Consider the following 14,774-nt stretch of genomic DNA (forward strand, 5'->3'; position numbering starts at 1 on the left):
GATATGGACGGACGTCTCGTCAGCTATTACGGCGATGATTTTACCGGCTCGACCGACGTCATGGAGGCGCTTGCCTCGAACGGTGTCGAGACCGTGCTCTTCCTCGACCTTCCCTCGCCGGAATTCTTCGCCCGCTTCAAACACTGCCGCGCGATCGGCTTGGCGGGAACGAGCCGCAGCGAAACGCCGGCGTGGATGGAGGAACACCTTGCGCCGGCCTTCGACTGGCTGAGTTCGCTCGGTGCTTCGATCTGCCATTACAAGGTCTGCTCGACCTTCGATTCCAGCCCGGGGGTCGGCAATATCGGCAAGGCGATCGAAATCGGCCGCAGGCGTTTCGGACAGTCCATCGTGGCGGTTATCGTGGGCGCGCCGCAATTGAAGCGCTATACGGCCTTCGGCAATCTCTTCGCCGCCTATCAGGGCCGCGTCTTCCGCATCGACCGCCACCCTGTCATGAGCCGCCATCCCGTCACGCCGATGGACGAGGCGGATCTTGCGCTCCATCTGTCGAAGCAGACCTCCCTCCCCGTCCTGCTTGCCGATCTCGTCGCGATCACCGCGGCGGACGCCGACCAACGGATCGACGCGCTGACATCGAATGGCGAAGGGATACTGCTCCTCGATGTCGACTCCGCAGCAACACAGGCGGCCGCCGGCCGGCAGATGCTGCGGGTCACAGGCCGTTCGGGAGGTTTCGTCGCCGGCTCCTCTGGTGTCGAATATGCCCTGCTCAGCGCCTGGCGGCAGGCCGGCCTGATCGGTGAGATCGGCGCCGAATTTGCCGATATCGGCCCGGTCGATCGCCTCGCCGTCGTCTCCGGCAGCGTCTCGCCGACCACCGAGCGCCAGATTCGCACGGCTGCCGAGAACGGTTTCGAGAGCATTGCGCTCGACCCGCTCGCGCTGGTTTCCAATGGCGAAGCCGCCGTGGAAGCGGCCGTGCAGGCGGGTGTCAGCAAGCTGAAAGACGGCAAGAGCGTCATCCTCTATACGGCGCTCGGCCCATCCGCGGACCGCGGCGCCGATATCGACCGGCTGCCGGGCGCCCGCCACCGGCTCGGCAGTACCCTCGGCACGATCCTGCGACGGCTGATCGAAGCGGAAGGGCTGTCGCGCGCCGTCGTTGCCGGCGGCGACACGTCGAGCCATGCGCTCCGGCAATTGAAGATCGACGCGCTGACGACGCTTCTGCCGCTGCCCCAGACGCCGGGTTCGCCGCTATGCCTCGCCCATGGCGATTACCCGCCGACCAATGGTCTGCATATCGCGCTGAAAGGCGGCCAGGTCGGAACGGACGGCTATTTCGCGCAGATCCGTCTGGGAAGGAAGAACTGATGGTCGTCTGGGTCGGCACCAGCTTCAAGATGAACAAGACGGTGGAGGACGCTCTGGCTTTCGCGCACCGCCTCGCAGCGACGGACGCGGAACGCGATACCCGCGTGCAGCGCTTCGTCATTCCCGCCTTTACCGCGGTGCGCGAGGTCAAGCGGCTGCTGGCCGAGACCTCGGTGAAGGTCGGCGCCCAGAACATGCACTGGGAGGATGCCGGCGCCTGGACCGGCGAGATTTCTCCTCTGATGCTGAAGGACTGCCAGCTCGACATCGTCGAGCTCGGCCATTCCGAGCGCCGCGAGCATTTCGGCGAGACCGACGAAACCGTCGGCCTCAAGGTTTCCGCCGCGATCCGCCATGGCTTGACGCCGCTGATCTGCATCGGCGAGACCCTGCAGGAGCGCCAGGAGGGCCGGGCCGATGCGGTTTTGCGGCGCCAGGTCGAGGCGGCGCTGCGCGGCGTCGACACGGAGGCCGACAAGGCTCCGATCCTGCTTGCCTATGAGCCTGTCTGGGCGATCGGCGCCAAGGGCATACCGGCGACCGCCGACTACGCGTCGGAGCGGCACGGCAAGATCGCCGAGGTGGCGAAATCCATTCTTGGCCGTGCGGTGCCGATTCTCTACGGCGGCAGCGTCAATCCGGAAAATTGTGAGGAACTGATCACCGAGGCGCATATCGACGGCCTGTTTATCGGCCGCTCCGCCTGGGGCGTCGACGGTTACCTCGACATTCTTCGTCGCGTCAGCGCGGCGATCGAAAGGTGATTTTCCATGCCTGAGGGCGATGAAAGGAAACTGCTATGAAGATTGCAATTGGCGCCGACAGCGCCGGCAAACCGCTCCTCGATGTCATTGCCGCCCATCTCGCCGGCAAGGCGGATCTCGAAGTTCACGATCTCAGCCAGTCCGGCTTCTACGCCGATCTCTCCCAGCGCCTGGCGCAGACGATCGTCGACGGCGAACATCAGCGCGGCATCCTGTTCTGCGGCACCGGCATCGGTGTGTGCATTTCCGCAAACAAGGTGCCTGGTATTCGCGCCGCACTCACCCACGACACCTATTCGGCGGAACGCGCGGCGAAATCGAACAACGCCCAGATCATCACGATGGGCGCGCGCGTGATCGGCCCGGAACTGGCGAAGTCGATCGTAGACGTCTGGCTCGCTTCCGAATTCGATCCCGATGGCCCGTCGGCCGGCAACGTCGAGGCGATCGACCGGCTCGACGCCGAAAAACATGGGTCTTAAACGACCAAAGTAATGATATGGTGATTGACTCATCATACCAGTGTATGATCCTATCCAGAACTGAAAAGGTGAGGAAAACATGACCAAGATTGCTCTCTTCGGCGCCGGCGGCAAAATGGGATACCGGCTTGCCAAAAATCTCAAAGGCTCGCGCTTTGAAGTGCACCATGTCGAGGTGAGCGACGCTGGCAAGGCGCGTTTGAAGAACGATCTCGGCCTCGATTGCGTGCCGGTCGATGCCGCGCTCGACGGCGCTGATGTGGTCATCCTCGCCGTGCCGGATACGGCGATCGGCAAGGTCGCGGCCGGCATCGTCGACAAGCTCACATCAGGCACGATGGTGGTGGCGCTGGATGCCGCCGCCCCATTCGCCGGCCATCTGCCGAAGCGCGACGACCTCACCTATTTCGTCACTCATCCCTGCCATCCGCCGATCTTCAACGACGAGACGGATATGCAGGCCAAGAAGGACCATTTCGGCGGTCTGTTTGCCAAACAGCATATCGTCTCGGCGCTGATGCAGGGGCCTGACAGCGCCTATACGCTCGGTGAGGAAATCGCCAAGCTCATCTGGGCGCCGGTCATGCGCTCGCACAGGGTTACGGTCGATCAGCTCGCCATGCTCGAACCCGGCCTTTCCGAAACGGTCTGCGCTTCGCTGCTCGTCGTCATGCGCCAGGCGATGGACGAATGCGTGGCGCGCGGCGTGCCGGCGGAGGCCGCCCGCGACTTTCTGCTCGGCCATATGAACGTGCTCGGCGCCGTCATCTTCAAGGAGGTCGACGGCGTGTTCTCGGATGCCTGCAACAAGGCAATCGAGTTCGGCATTCCGGCGCTGATGCGCGACGACTGGAAGAAAGTCTTCGAACCGCAGGAGATCGCCGAAAGCATCCGGCGCATCACCTGAACCGGCCCGGGGAGGCATGCCCTCCCCCTTAACCGCTCCGGGGAGACGGAGTAACCGCTCCGGAGACGGGGCTTCATTCACAACGGGAGGAAAAAATGAAACTGACGCGCAGACTGACACTTGCAGCCTTTGCCAGCGCGATGGCGCTCGGAACGGCCATGCCGGCCTTTGCGGCCGATCTCATCGCCATCATCACGCCGGCGCATGACAACCCCTTCTTCAAGGCCGAAGCCGTCGGCGCCGAAGCCAAGGCGAAGGAACTCGGCTACGAGACCCTCGTCATGACCCATGACGACGACGCCAACAAGCAGTCGGAAATGATCGATACGGCGATCGGGCGGGGCGCCAAGGCGATCATCCTCGACAATGCGGGCGCCGACGCTTCCGTCGCCGCCGTCAAGAAGGCCAAGGATGCCGGCATCCCCTCCTTCCTGATCGACCGCGAAATCAACGCGACCGGCGTCGCGGTCGCCCAGATCGTCTCGAACAACTACCAGGGTGCGCAGCTGGGCGCGCAGGAATTCGTCAAGTTGATGGGCGAGAAGGGCAATTACGTCGAGCTGGTAGGCAAGGAGTCCGACACCAATGCCGGCATCCGCTCGCAGGGCTATCACGACGTCATCGACGATTATCCGGAGCTGAAGTCCGTCGCCAAGCAGTCGGCTAACTGGAGCCAGACGGAAGCCTATTCGAAGATGGAAACCATCCTCCAGGCCAATCCCGATATCAAGGGCGTCATCTCAGGCAACGACACCATGGCCATGGGTGCGATCGCAGCCCTTCAGGCCGCCGGCCGCAAGGACGTGATCGTCGTCGGCTTTGACGGTTCCAATGACGTGCGCGACTCGATCAAGTCGGGCGGCATCAAAGCGACCGTGCTGCAGCCGGCCTATGCGCAGGCCCAGTTGGCGGTGGAACAGGCCGACGCCTACATCAAAAACAAGACGACGCCGAAGGAAGAGAAGCAGTTGATGGATTGCGTTCTCATCAACGCCGACAATTCGGGCAAGCTCGAGACCTTCGCCCTGACGAATTGATCAGCACCAATTGCGGAGGGTGCAGCGTTGCGCCCTCCGCAATGCATTTTGCAAGACGTCGAGGTTTACCCGCATGTTGAGAATGAAGGGCGCCCTGTTTGCCGCCGTCGTGGCGGCGGCCTTGCCCGGTTGCAAGATCATCAAGACGCCGACTGCGGAGGAGAAGGCGGCTGAAGCGGCCAAGACCGCTTTCGACCCGAATGCCAAGGTCGAGGCGATCTGGCAGCCTGAGGTCGTGCCCTATTTCGAAAAGCGCGCCGGCGAGCTGAAGGACGTCATGCAACTTGCCACCTCCAATCCGGATGCTGCCGGCGAGAAATACGGCAATCCGCGCAAGCAGAGCAGTTCGCCCTGGACCTATGCGGTGAAGATCACCGGCACGGTCGTCGCAGCCGATACGGCCTCGCGCGCGGCAACGCTCGATGTCGACGCCGATGGCGACGGCAAGGCCGATGCCAAGGTGCAGATCGGGCCGGCGCTGCGCGGCACCGCACTGCGCGATACGCTGGAATTTGTCAATTTCAACGAGTTCAAGAACCAGATCGAATGGGCGCAGTTCGGCAAGGCGTTCAACGAGAAGGCCAATACCGCTTTTCTCTCCGCCGTTCCGCGCGATGGTCTGACCGGCAAGACGGTGACGGTGATCGGCGCCTTTCCGTTGCCGAAAAGCGGGGAGCTTCCGTTCGTCACACCCTCGGAACTGAAGGTCGGCTCATGACGGCGGCAGAGGCACGAGAGGACGACATCATCCTGCGCCTCGACGACGTGTCGAAGGTCTATTCCGGCATCGTCGCCGTTAAGCGCGCCAATCTGGAGCTGCGCTGCGGCGCAGTGAACGTTCTGGTCGGCGAGAACGGCGCCGGCAAATCGACGCTGATGAAGATCATCGCCGGCGTCGAGCGCCCAACGCTCGGCCGCATCATCCTGGACGGCAAACCTGTCTCCTTCGACAGTCCGGCCGACGCGCAGGCCAACGGCATCGGCATGATCTTCCAGGAGCTCAATCTCTTCGCCAACATGTCGGTCGCCGAAAACATTTTCGCGAGGCGCGAGATCACTCGCGGCCTGCTCGGCATCGATCACAAGGCGCAGGTCGAGAAAGCCAATGAATTTCTGCGGCGCCTCGATGCCGGCATCGAGGCCGATACGATGGTCGAGGATCTGCCGATCGGCCAGCAGCAGCTCGTCGAGATCGCCAAGGCGATGTCGCTTAATGCTCGCATCCTGATCATGGACGAGCCGACCTCCGCGCTGTCGGCGGCCGAAGTCGAGATCCTGTTCAAGGTGATCGCCGAGCTGAAGGCGCAGGGTGTGGCCATCGTCTATATCTCGCACCGGCTGGAAGAGCTGATGCGGATCGGCGACTACATCACGGTGCTGCGCGACGGCCAGATCACCGGGCATGCCATGGTCCGCGACATCGATACACGCTGGATAGTGCGCTCGATGATTGGCTCGGATGCCAAGGATTTTGCGAAATCCGTTACCCATTCCATCGGCAGCGAGATGTTCCGCGCCGAAAATATCAGCCTTCCCAGACCGACCGGCGGGCTTGCCGTCAACGATGTTTCCCTGTCGGTCAAGGCAGGCGAAATCCTCGGCATTTACGGCCTGATGGGTGCCGGGCGCAGCGAATTCTTCGAATGCGTGATCGGGCGCCATATGCATTCGAGTGGCAAGATCTTCATCGACGGCAAGGAAGTGCGGGCACGCGACACGACGCGGCGCATCCGCCGCGGCCTTGCGCTCATCCCGGAAGACCGGCAGCGGGAAGGACTGGTGCAGGTGCTTTCCATTGCCTCCAATCTGACGCTCGCAAGCCTTTCGCGTTTCACCCGGCTTTTCCATATCGACAGCGGCGCGGAGAAAAACGCCATTCAGGAGGCGATCCGCGATCTCTCGATCAAGGCGCCCAACCCGGATTTCGAGGTCACCTCCATGTCCGGCGGCAACCAGCAGAAGGTCGTCATCGGTAAGGCGCTGATGACCAATCCGAAGGTGCTGCTGATGGACGAGCCGAGCCGCGGCATCGATGTCGGCGCCAAGGCCGACGTCTTCCGCACCATGCGGCGGCTGGCGGCAAACGGGCTCGCCATTCTGTTTTCGACCTCCGACCTCGAAGAGGTCATGGCGCTATCCGATCGCATCGCGGTCTTGAGCAACGGCCAGTTGGTCGCTGTCTTCGACCGGGACGAGGCGACTGAGGAAGCGATCATCGCGGCTTCGGCCAAGGGACACGGACATCAAGGGAAACTCGCGTCATGATGGCGGCTACGTCTACCACTCTTGCGCCGAAAGGCGCCAACGGCTCCGCGCTTCTGACGCTGATGAAGCTCAGAACCTTCATCGCGCTTTTCGCCGTCATCATCTTCTTTGCGATCTTCGCGCCGAACTTCACCTCGACGGCGAACATGATCCTGATGTCGAAACATGTGGCGCTGAACGCCTTCCTGGCGATGGGCATGACCTTCGTCATCATCACTGGTGGTATCGACCTCTCCGTCGGTTCGATCGTCGGCCTGTGCGGCATGGTTGCCGGCGGGCTGATCCTCTACGGCATCGAACTGCCGATCGGCTACACCATCTATTTCAACCTCTTCGAGATCGTGCTGATCACGCTGTCGATCGGCCTTATCATCGGCCTCATCAACGGTCTGTTGATCACGAAGCTGAACGTCGCGCCGTTCATCGCCACGCTCGGCACGCTGTATGTCGCTCGTGGCCTGGCGCTGCTGTCGTCCGATGGCCAGACCTTTCCCAACCTCGTCGGCCGGCCGGAATATGCCACGACCGGCTTCGACTTCTTCGGCGCTGGCCGCATCCTCGGCCTGCCGGTGTCGATCTGGATCCTGATTGTGCTGGCGCTGGCGGCCGCTTATGTCGCCCGCTCGACGCCGATCGGACGCCACATCTTCGCCGTCGGCGGCAATGAACGGGCGGCGCGCATGTCCGGCATCCGCGTCGATGTCGTGAAGATCTTCGTCTACATGTTCTCCGGCCTTTGCGCAGCAATCGTCGGCGTCGTCATCTCCTCGGAACTGATGGCCGCCCATCCGGCCACCGGCGAAAGCTTCGAGCTCAATGCGATCGCGGCAGCCGTTCTCGGCGGCACCTCGATGTCGGGCGGCCGCGGCACGATCGGCGGCACGATCATCGGCGCCTTCGTCATCGGCATTCTCTCCGACGGGCTTGTCATGATGGGCGTCTCCTCCTTCTGGCAGATGGTCATCAAGGGCCTCGTCATCATCATCGCCGTGGTCGTCGACCAGGCGCAGCGCCGCCTGCAGCAGCGCGTCACCCTCATGCAGATGGCAAAGGCAGGTTGACATGACCGAATTGAGAGGTGCGTTGATCGGCTGCGGCTTCTTTGCGATCAACCAGATGCATGCCTGGAACGATGTCGAGGGCGCCAGGATCGTCGCGATCTGCGACCGCGACCCGGAGCGGCTTGACATCGTCGGCGGCCAGTTCGGCATCGAGCGTCGCTACAGCGATGCCGAGGCCTTGTTTGCCGATGGCGGCTTCGATTTCGTCGATATCGCCACCACCGTCCAGAGCCATCGCGCGCTGGTGGAAATGGCGGCTCGGAATAAGGTGCCGGCCATCTGCCAGAAGCCCTTCGCCAAGACGCTATCGGATGCGAAGGCGATGGTCGAGGCCTGTCGCGAGGCCGGCGTCGCCCTGATGGTGCACGAGAATTTTCGCTGGCAGACGCCGATCCAGGCGCTGCGCACCGCGCTCGATACCGGCGCCATCGGCACGCCCTTCTGGGGCCGCTTTTCCTTCCGCTCGGGCTACGACGTCTTCTCCGGCCAGCCCTATCTCGCCGAAGGCGAGCGCTTCATTATCGAAGATCTCGGCATCCATACGCTCGATATCGCCCGCTATATCCTCGGCGACGTCAGCTCGCTCACGGCCCGCACCAGGCGGGTCAATCCAAACATCAAGGGCGAGGATGTCGCGACCATTTTGCTCGATCACGAGAACGGCGCCACCTCGGTCGTCGACGTCAGCTACGCCACCAAGCTTTCCAAAGAGCCGTTCCCGGAGACCCTGATCGAGCTCGACGGCGCCGAAGGCACGATCCGCCTGAGGCAGGAGTATGGCCTCGAAATCACCAACGCCAAGGGCACTACGATAACGGATGTTTCGCCGAAGCTGCTGTCCTGGGCCTCGCGGCCCTGGCACAATATCCAGGAGAGCGTCTATGCGATCCAGCAGCATTGGGTCGATCAGCTCAAGCGCGGCGCGGAGCATTCGACCTCGGGCGCCGACAATCTGAAGACCTTCGCCCTCGTCGAAGCCGCCTATGACAGTGCTTCCAGGGGGCAGACGATCGATGTCGGGGCGATGCTGCGATGACGGCCGATGCCTTCCAGCTTTGCGGCACCCATGCTGTGGAAACGCCGCTGGTTCGCCTGACGGCCGGAAAGCTGACGGCCGATCTCGCCGATGGCAACCTTCGCTCCATCCGCTACCAGGGGATCGAGGTGCTGCGGGCGATTTCCTACCTCGTCCGCGACCGGGACTGGGGCACCTACAGTCCTGACATCGCCGATCTCAGGATCGAGCAGGGTGACGACCATTTCGGCATCGCTTATCGGGCGCGTTGCGAGGGGTCGGATGGAACGAAGCTCGTCATCGACGTCCGCATCCGGGGATATCCGGACCGGCTCGATTTCGAGGCCGAAGCCACGAGCGACACCGGCTTTGAGACCAATCGCTGCGGCTTCTGCATCCTGCATCCGATCGTCGGCGTGGCCGGCTCATCGGCAACGGTTGAACATGTCGACGGCCGGATCGTCCAGACACGATTTCCCGATATCATCGAGCCCTGGCAGCCGTTCAAGGATATACGCGCCATTTCCCATGAGGTCATGCCTGAGGTGACGGCGGAATGCCGGATGGAAGGCGACACCTTCGAAATGGAGGATCAGAGGAACTGGTCCGATGCCTCCTACAAGACCTATGTCAGGCCGCTTGCCCTGCCCTGGCCCTACAAAATTCCCGCCAACCAACCGGTTCGGCAGAAGACGTCGCTCACGATCAGGGACACCAGCCGCTCCGCAGCGCTTTCAGCCGCGACGTCGAGCGGTGTCATAAAGCTCGAACTCGGAACACGGGCCGGCACCATGCCCGATATCGGCGTGGTCGTTACGCCGGAGCAGGCCGATGCAACGCTCTCGGCCCGCTCTCTCCTATCGGAGATCGCGCCTCGCGAGCTTCTCTTCCATTTCGATCCGGACGCCGGACATGGCGCCGAAGCGCTGCAGAAATTTGCCGCGATCACCGCCGCTCATCGCGGCCGCACGACCCTGGAGATCGCGCTTGCCTGCAAGGTGTCGCCAGCAAGCGAGGCGGCCGAGATTGCCCGCCAGATGCGGAGCGCGGACTTCCGGCCGGATACAATCCTGATCTCACCTTCCGTCGATCGGCAGTCGACGCCGCCCGGCAGCAAATGGCCGGACTGCCCTCCCCTCGAAGAGATCTATGCCGCGGCCCGCGCTGCCTTCCCGGGCATTCGCATCGGCGGCGGCATGCTGAGCTATTTCACCGAGCTCAACCGCAAACGCGTGCCGGCTGGCGAGATCGACTTCGTCAGCCATTGCACCAACCCGATCGTGCATGCGGCCGACGATCTCAGCGTCATGCAGACATTGGAAGCGCTGCCCTTCATCACGCGATCCGTCCGCGCAATCTACGGCGACAAGCCCTATCGCATCGGCCCGTCGACGATCCCCATGCGACAGAACCCTTATGGCAGCCGGACCATGGAGAATCCGGCCGGCGGGCGCATTCCGATGGCCAATCGCGACCCGCGTCATAACGGGCGTTTCGCCGAGGCCTTTGCGCTCGGCTACGCGATCCGGGTGCTGGATGCCGGTCTCGAAGGCCTGACGCTTTCGGCACTGACCGGCCCGTTCGGCCTGATTGCCGGCCCTGATGAACCGACCGAACGAGGCGGGCGGCGGCCGCTCTTCAATACCGTGCAGACTTTGTCGGCACTCGCCGGCGCGTCCTGGCAGGAATGCGTTTCGTCTTCGCCCTCCCAGGTGTTGTCTTTCGTGGCGCGGGATGCTGGCGGCGCCAAGATCTACGTGGTCAATCTGACCGGCGAAGAGCGACGGGTCGACGGCGACGCATTGGGCAAAGAGGTGCGGCTCGCACCATTCGCCACTGCGGTCTTGCCACTCGCGGATTGACGTCCCGCGCGCCAGCCGCATCTATGCAGTCGGAGCTCGTTCTGGGAGGATCGGCGTGAAGACGAAAAAGCTTATCAATGCAGGCGCAGATGCCGTCGATGAAATGCTGCAAGGCGTGCTCGCGGTCCATCCCCGGCATCTCTATGCGGTGGAGGATATGCCGCGTGCGATCATTGCCAGAAACGGGCCACGCAAGGGCAAGGTCGCGCTGGTGATCGGCGGTGGATCCGGGCACGAACCGACATTTCTCGGTTATGTCGGCAAGGGGCTGGCGGATGCCGCGGCGATCGGCAATGTCTTCGCCTCGCCGCCGCCCGATCCGATCATCGCCTGCGCCAAAGCTGTCGACGGCGGCGCCGGCGTGCTCTTCATGTACGGCAATTACGCCGGCGACGTGATGAATTTCGACATGGCGGCGGAAATGCTGGCGCTCGACGAGATCGAGGTGCGCACCGTGCTGACCACCGACGATGTCGCCTCCGCCCCTGCCGATCAGAGGGAGAAGCGGCGCGGCGTTGCCGGCAACGTCTTCATCTTTAAGGCCGCCGGTGCTGCCTGCGATCTTCTCTATTCCTTCGACGAGGTCGAGCGCGTCGCGCGCCACGCCAATGCGCGCACCTATACGATGGGCGTGGCGCTTGCGCCCTGCTCGCTGCCGCAGACTTTGAAGCCGAACTTCCTGATCGGCGAGGAGGAGATGGAGATCGGCATGGGCATTCACGGCGAACCCGGTGTTGCCCGCGAGCCGTTGAAGACGGCCGACGCGGTGACCGACGAACTGATGGACAATATTTTCCGTGAGAGGAAGGCCGAGCGGGGCGATCGTGTCGCCGTGCTCGTCAACTCGCTAGGATCGACGCCGATGATGGAGCTCTACATCATGATGCGGCGGGTCAAGGCGCGGCTCGATCAAGCTGGGCTTGTCATTCATACGTCGCTCGTCGGCAATTATTGCACCTCGCTCGAAATGGCCGGCGCGTCGATCACCGTCATGCATCTCGACGACGAGCTGCAGCGGCTGATCGATCATCCCTGCGATTGCGCCATGTTTGCGAGGTGACCATGGCAATTGCGACGAAAGACCTGCAGCACCTCTTTGCCTTAATCGCTGAGGACATCGGGGCGCAGCGCGATCATCTCTGCGAGCTGGATGGCGCCATCGGCGACGGAGATCATGGCCTTGCCATGGATGCCGGCTGTGAGGCCGCGACCAAAGCCGTCGGTGCACTCGACCCCGCGCAGACTGCGCCGACGGCCGTCTTCAACGCGGCGGCAAAGGCATTTTTGAATGCGGTCGGTGCGTCATCGGGCCCGCTCTATGCGACGGCTTTCATGCGGGCCGGAGCCGCCGTCAAGGACAGACCGGAGCTGAGCGACGAGGAGTTCGTGCGCGTTTTCGCGGCGATGGCGCAGGGCATTCAGGAACGCGGAAAGGCCGAGCCCGGCGAAAAGACTATGGTCGATGCCTGGAAGCCAGCGGCCGATGCGGCGCTCAAGGCCAGGGCGTCGGGAGCGGCCCTTGCTGAATGCTTCGACATAGCGGAGCGGGCAGCGCGCCAAGGCTGCGAAGCGACCCGGGATATGACGGCGGCCAGGGGGCGGGCATCACGGCTCGGGGATCGGGTGATCGGCCATATCGACCCCGGCGCGGCATCGGCCGCTATCATCATAGCCTCCATCGCAAAATTCACACAGCATCGTGATGGTTAGCTCATCATACCAGTTGACATGTAAATGATCATCTGCGACAAGGGGCCGGCTTATCAAGAGGAGGACGGTAATGCTGACCCTATCCGCGAAATTGAAGACTGCGAGCATCGTCGCGATCGCCATGGCGTCTTTCGCCGCGACGCCAGTTCTTGCCGAAGACATCACGCTCTGGACGCTCAACTTCGACAACAACGCCGCCAACGGCGCGCTGAAGAAGGTCGCGACGGATTTCGAAGCGGCGAACCCGGGAACGCATGTCGAGATCGTTCAGCGCGCCGTCGACGAGCACAAGACGGCGCTGCGCGTCGCAGCCGGCTCAGACAAGGGCCCAGACATTTATTTCAGCTGGGCGGGCCTTGGCCTCGGCGGCGAATATGTGAAGGCCGGCCTCTCCCTGCCGCTCGACAAATATTACACCGAATATAAATGGACCGACGAACTGCTGCCCTCGGCTGCGGCTTTTGCCGACCTCTATCCCGGCGGCAAGCACGGTGTTCCCTTCACCTTCAAGGGCGAGGCCGTCTATTACAACAAGAAGCTTTTCGAACAGGCCGGCATCAAGGAAGAGCCGAAGACCTATGAGGAACTTCTGGCCGCGGCCGACAAGCTGAAAGCCGCCGGCATCCCCGCCTTCACCTTCGGCGGCACGGTCAACTGGCACGTCATGCGCCTGATGGATGTCATCCTCGAGACCAAGTGCGGCGCCGAAAAGCACGACGCGTTGAAGGCGATGACGCTGGATTGGACCAAGGAGCCTTGCGCGACGGACGCTTTCGCGGAATTCGCCAAGTGGACGAAGGACTATACGCTGCAGCCCTTCATGGGCATCGACAACAAGCAGTCCTACAGCCTCTTCACCGCAGGCCGCGCGGCGATGATGCTCGAAGGCGACTGGCTGGTCAGCCAGCTCAACGGCTCGGGCGCCAATCTCGACGATTACGGCATCTTCCCCTTCCCGACCAATACCGAGCGTCTCTATGGTTTCGCCGAGTACAATTACATCAGCACCAAGAGCAAGAATCCCGACACAGCCGCGAAATTCCTCGACTATTTCCTGTCGACCAAGGTGCAGCAGGATCTGCTCGGCCAGCTGAGCTCGACCTCTGTCAATAAGAATGTCCAATACGCCAACCAGAAGCCGCTTGAGGCGGAATGGCTGGGGATCTTCCAGAAATACGGCAAGGTCTACATGAACGGCGACCAGGCCTTCCCGCTCGATGTGACGACGGAATATTTCCGCGTCATCAACGACGTCGCCTCCGGCAACACAGAGCCGGCCGAGGCGGCCAAGCAGCTGCAAACCTTCATCGCAAGCAGAACCTGATTCCTCCCAAGCGCCGGTCGATCGACCTCCGCGTTGATCGGCTGGCACATTCTTTCGTGAGCTGCGCAAGCGCCCCGCCAGGAGGAAAGCATGTCACTTCGACAATCGACACATGACCCGCGTATGCAAGCCGCAATCCTGCTGGTGCCGGCGCTGGCGATCTATGCGGTCTTCGCGCTCTACCCGATGCTCAATGTCGTCATCCTGAGCTTCCAGAAGTGGAACGGGCTGGATGCCAACCGGCAGTTCGTGGGCATGGCCAATTATTCGGCGATCTTCACCCGCGATCCTGTCTTCTGGGTTGCCTTCCGCAACACGGTGATCTGGACCCTGATGAGCCTGATCTTCCCGCCGCTGGTCGGGCTGTTGCTGGCGCTCAGTCTCAACCAGAAGATCTTCGGCCGCAACGGGCTGCGGGCGATCTTCTACCTGCCCGTCATCATCGCCCCGATCGCCGTCGCAACCATGTGGAAGTGGATGTACGATCCCTTCTTCGGCCTGTTCGCCCAGCTGCTGACCTCCTGGGGCATGCAGGGCTGGATCAAGGACTGGCTGGGAAACAAGGATATCGCGCTTTACTCCGTCTTCGTCGCCTATCTCTGGCAGACGGTCGGCTTCTCCATGGTGCTGTTCCTGGCCGGCCTGCAGAATGTCTCGCAGACGCTGGTCGAGGCCGCGCGGATCGATGGCGCCGGCCGCTGGGCGGTGTTCAAACATGTAACGCTGCCGGCATTGCGCCCGACGATCACCATTGTTCTCGTTCTCTCCGTCATCTCGTCGCTGAAGGCCTTCGATATCGTCTACGGCCTGACCGGCGGCGGGCCTGCACAGTCCACCCAGATGCTGGCGCTCTGGGCCTTCACCCAGGCCATGCAGATCTTCGATTTCGGTCGGGGTGCGGCGATCTCCGTCGTGCTGCTGTTGATCACCATGGCCGTCGTCATTCCCTATTTGAGATGGACCCAGAAGCACGAGGAGGTCGAATCGTGACAGCAGTGCCGAGCGAAAC

14 protein-coding genes are annotated in these 14,774 nt (G+C 62.5%); all 14 read left to right on the top strand.

Annotated elements, in window-relative coordinates:
- The first annotated feature begins 3 nt into the window (after positions 1 to 3).
- The 14 genes from FHX03_RS14375 to FHX03_RS14440 all read left to right on the top strand — a co-directional run bounded on the left by FHX03_RS14375 (position 4) and on the right by FHX03_RS14440 (position 14,755).
- On the top strand, positions 4 to 1,338 hold the full coding sequence (locus tag FHX03_RS14375; RefSeq protein WP_183854407.1) for a four-carbon acid sugar kinase family protein: 1,335 nt from the start codon (positions 4 to 6) through the stop codon (positions 1,336 to 1,338).
- The gene (locus FHX03_RS14380) at positions 1,338 to 2,102 is read left to right on the top strand and encodes a triose-phosphate isomerase (protein ID WP_131710575.1); all 765 of its coding nucleotides are present in this window, start codon (positions 1,338 to 1,340) and stop codon (positions 2,100 to 2,102) included. The genes FHX03_RS14375 and FHX03_RS14380 overlap by 1 nt, the downstream gene beginning before the upstream one ends.
- A 35-nt stretch (positions 2,103 to 2,137) precedes the next feature.
- Complete coding sequence (locus tag FHX03_RS14385) at positions 2,138 to 2,584, top strand: RpiB/LacA/LacB family sugar-phosphate isomerase (protein WP_003592019.1); 447 nt, start codon at positions 2,138 to 2,140, stop codon at positions 2,582 to 2,584.
- 79 nt (positions 2,585 to 2,663) lie between these two features.
- Complete coding sequence (locus FHX03_RS14390; protein ID WP_131710576.1) at positions 2,664 to 3,491, top strand: phosphogluconate dehydrogenase C-terminal domain-containing protein; 828 nt, start codon at positions 2,664 to 2,666, stop codon at positions 3,489 to 3,491.
- 95 nt (positions 3,492 to 3,586) lie between these two features.
- Positions 3,587 to 4,528, top strand: coding sequence for a D-ribose ABC transporter substrate-binding protein (locus FHX03_RS14395; protein ID WP_097624237.1), 942 nt, complete (start codon positions 3,587 to 3,589; stop codon positions 4,526 to 4,528).
- A 73-nt stretch (positions 4,529 to 4,601) separates the two neighbouring features.
- A complete protein-coding gene (locus FHX03_RS14400; RefSeq protein WP_183854200.1) occupies positions 4,602 to 5,246 on the top strand; it encodes a DUF2291 family protein in 645 nt (214 codons plus the stop codon).
- On the top strand, positions 5,243 to 6,793 hold the full coding sequence (locus tag FHX03_RS14405) for a sugar ABC transporter ATP-binding protein (protein WP_183854202.1): 1,551 nt from the start codon (positions 5,243 to 5,245) through the stop codon (positions 6,791 to 6,793). Before FHX03_RS14400 ends, FHX03_RS14405 begins: the two co-directional genes overlap by 4 nt.
- Entirely contained in the window at positions 6,790 to 7,854 is a 1,065-nt protein-coding gene (locus FHX03_RS14410) for an ABC transporter permease (RefSeq protein ID WP_054185406.1), read from the top strand. Before FHX03_RS14405 ends, FHX03_RS14410 begins: the two co-directional genes overlap by 4 nt.
- Position 7,855: 1 nt before the next feature.
- The gene (locus FHX03_RS14415) at positions 7,856 to 8,890 is read left to right on the top strand and encodes a Gfo/Idh/MocA family protein (protein WP_097624240.1); all 1,035 of its coding nucleotides are present in this window, start codon (positions 7,856 to 7,858) and stop codon (positions 8,888 to 8,890) included.
- Positions 8,887 to 10,731, top strand: a complete 1,845-nt coding sequence (locus tag FHX03_RS14420) for a hypothetical protein (protein WP_183854204.1) — start codon at positions 8,887 to 8,889, stop codon at positions 10,729 to 10,731. Before FHX03_RS14415 ends, FHX03_RS14420 begins: the two co-directional genes overlap by 4 nt.
- A 55-nt stretch (positions 10,732 to 10,786) precedes the next feature.
- Positions 10,787 to 11,791 (top strand): dihydroxyacetone kinase subunit DhaK, encoded by a 1,005-nt coding sequence (locus tag FHX03_RS14425; RefSeq protein WP_183854206.1) that lies wholly within the window; start codon positions 10,787 to 10,789, stop codon positions 11,789 to 11,791.
- 2 nt (positions 11,792 to 11,793) lie between these two features.
- A complete protein-coding gene (gene dhaL / locus FHX03_RS14430) occupies positions 11,794 to 12,441 on the top strand; it encodes a dihydroxyacetone kinase subunit DhaL (RefSeq protein ID WP_097624243.1) in 648 nt (215 codons plus the stop codon).
- 70 nt (positions 12,442 to 12,511) lie between these two features.
- The gene (locus FHX03_RS14435) at positions 12,512 to 13,765 is read left to right on the top strand and encodes an ABC transporter substrate-binding protein (protein WP_183854208.1); all 1,254 of its coding nucleotides are present in this window, start codon (positions 12,512 to 12,514) and stop codon (positions 13,763 to 13,765) included.
- Between the two features lie 90 nt (positions 13,766 to 13,855).
- Complete coding sequence (locus FHX03_RS14440) at positions 13,856 to 14,755, top strand: carbohydrate ABC transporter permease (RefSeq protein ID WP_088686090.1); 900 nt, start codon at positions 13,856 to 13,858, stop codon at positions 14,753 to 14,755.
- Positions 14,756 to 14,774 lie beyond the last annotated feature (19 nt).

Origin of the sequence: Rhizobium sp. BK456, assembly GCF_014194045.1 — a bacterium.
Classification (GTDB): Bacteria; Pseudomonadota; Alphaproteobacteria; order Rhizobiales; family Rhizobiaceae; genus Rhizobium; species Rhizobium redzepovicii.

Bases quoted from the DNA above. Each gene is read 5' to 3' on its own strand.
- FHX03_RS14375 (WP_183854407.1), top strand. From the start codon at position 4: ATGGACGGACGTCTCGTCAGCTATTACGGCGATGATTTTACCGGCTCG.
- dhaL (WP_097624243.1), top strand. From the start codon at position 11,794: ATGGCAATTGCGACGAAAGACCTGCAGCACCTCTTTGCCTTAATCGCT.
- FHX03_RS14420 (WP_183854204.1), top strand. From the start codon at position 8,887: ATGACGGCCGATGCCTTCCAGCTTTGCGGCACCCATGCTGTGGAAACG.
- FHX03_RS14410 (WP_054185406.1), top strand. From the start codon at position 6,790: ATGATGGCGGCTACGTCTACCACTCTTGCGCCGAAAGGCGCCAACGGC.
- FHX03_RS14440 (WP_088686090.1), top strand. From the start codon at position 13,856: ATGTCACTTCGACAATCGACACATGACCCGCGTATGCAAGCCGCAATC.
- FHX03_RS14390 (WP_131710576.1), top strand. From the start codon at position 2,664: ATGACCAAGATTGCTCTCTTCGGCGCCGGCGGCAAAATGGGATACCGG.
- FHX03_RS14380 (WP_131710575.1), top strand. From the start codon at position 1,338: ATGGTCGTCTGGGTCGGCACCAGCTTCAAGATGAACAAGACGGTGGAG.
- FHX03_RS14405 (WP_183854202.1), top strand. From the start codon at position 5,243: ATGACGGCGGCAGAGGCACGAGAGGACGACATCATCCTGCGCCTCGAC.
- FHX03_RS14400 (WP_183854200.1), top strand. From the start codon at position 4,602: ATGTTGAGAATGAAGGGCGCCCTGTTTGCCGCCGTCGTGGCGGCGGCC.
- FHX03_RS14385 (WP_003592019.1), top strand. From the start codon at position 2,138: ATGAAGATTGCAATTGGCGCCGACAGCGCCGGCAAACCGCTCCTCGAT.
- FHX03_RS14395 (WP_097624237.1), top strand. From the start codon at position 3,587: ATGAAACTGACGCGCAGACTGACACTTGCAGCCTTTGCCAGCGCGATG.
- FHX03_RS14435 (WP_183854208.1), top strand. From the start codon at position 12,512: ATGCTGACCCTATCCGCGAAATTGAAGACTGCGAGCATCGTCGCGATC.
- FHX03_RS14415 (WP_097624240.1), top strand. From the start codon at position 7,856: ATGACCGAATTGAGAGGTGCGTTGATCGGCTGCGGCTTCTTTGCGATC.